Consider the following 1260-nt stretch of genomic DNA (forward strand, 5'->3'; position numbering starts at 1 on the left):
TGTAGTGGTCAAGTAAAATTGGCCACGGTTTTAGAGTCATTCCAATATAAACGTTCTGACTCATTTGGCGTTAACCCACCATTATATTGATGGGGCCTAGTCTCGCTGTAATATCCAGTGATGTAATTTGTGATCTCTTTATCTGCTTCTGTAAAATTCCCATAACCACTTGCGGGTATCCACTCAGATTTCAAACTTCTAAAGAAACGCTCCATTGGTGCGTTATCCCAACAATTCCCGCGACGACTCATACTTTGCTCAATCTGAAGACGCCATATTAATTGTCTGAATTTCAAGCTCGTGTAATGTGAACCTTGATCGCTGTGATATATCACATTCTCAGGCTTACCTCTTAACTCAAATGCCATTTTCAAAGCTTTACAGGTCAGCTCACTATCTGGTGATAATGACAAAGCCCATCCAACAGGTTTGCGGGAAAATAAGTCCAAAACAACAGCTAGATAGGCCCAACGATTACCGACCCAAACATACGTCACGTCGCCACACCACACTTGATCTGGTTGAGTTACTGCAAACTGTCGATTAAGCGTATTGGGGATTGCAACATGCTCTTGTGTCGCTTTCCGATAAGAATGCTTAGGCTGCTGACAGCTTAATAACCCAAGTTTTTTCATTAGATTACGGGCTCGATAACGACTGAGACCAATCCCTTTGTTAGTCACTAATTGCGCTATCGTTCGAGCACCGGCAGAGCCATGACTAATACGATGTGCGGCCTTCACTTCACTGCATAAAATAGTAAAGTCTGCATCAATATGTTCTTTTCTTTTTAGCCAATACTTATAGCTACTTCGATGCACTTTGAATGCATTACAAATTGTGAGAATAGAGTGGCTCTGCTTGAGTGCGCTGATTAGCGTAAATTGTTCATCGAGTCTGACATCAAGAGAGCGGTAGCCTTTTTTAGGATAAGATTGTGCTCCTCAAGACGAGCTATTTGCTTCTTCAGCTCACGGATTTCAATTTGTTCAGGGGTAATCGGAGATGCTTTTGGTGTGCCACCATGGCGTTCTAGTTTTAACTGTCTCACCCATTTATCCATAGTGGACTTACCTACGTTCATCGCCTTTGCAGCTTCGATGATGCTATGGTTTTTATCGAGGACTAATTGGGCTGCTTCAAGTTTGAATTCAGCACTAAATGTTTTTCTGGTTGTCGATCTCATGTGTTCACCTAAAGTCATCTACGAGGTAATAATATCACCTCTATTTAGGTGGCCAAAATTAGTGTGCCACTACA

At 42.0% G+C, this 1260-nt stretch carries 1 protein-coding gene; it reads right to left on the reverse strand.

Annotated elements, in window-relative coordinates:
* Positions 1-8: 8 nt before the first annotated feature.
* Positions 9-1186, reverse strand: a protein-coding gene (locus L5M40_RS22490) for an IS3-like element ISSba5 family transposase (protein ID WP_263257274.1) whose coding sequence is annotated in 2 segments (ribosomal slippage) — positions 9-928 and positions 928-1186 — 1179 coding nt in all. Because the reading frame shifts where the segments join, the coding sequence is not laid out codon by codon here.
* Positions 1187-1260 lie beyond the last annotated feature (74 nt).

It is taken from the genome of Shewanella sp. SM68 (assembly GCF_025653925.1).
Lineage (GTDB): Bacteria > Pseudomonadota > Gammaproteobacteria > Enterobacterales > Shewanellaceae > Shewanella > Shewanella oncorhynchi.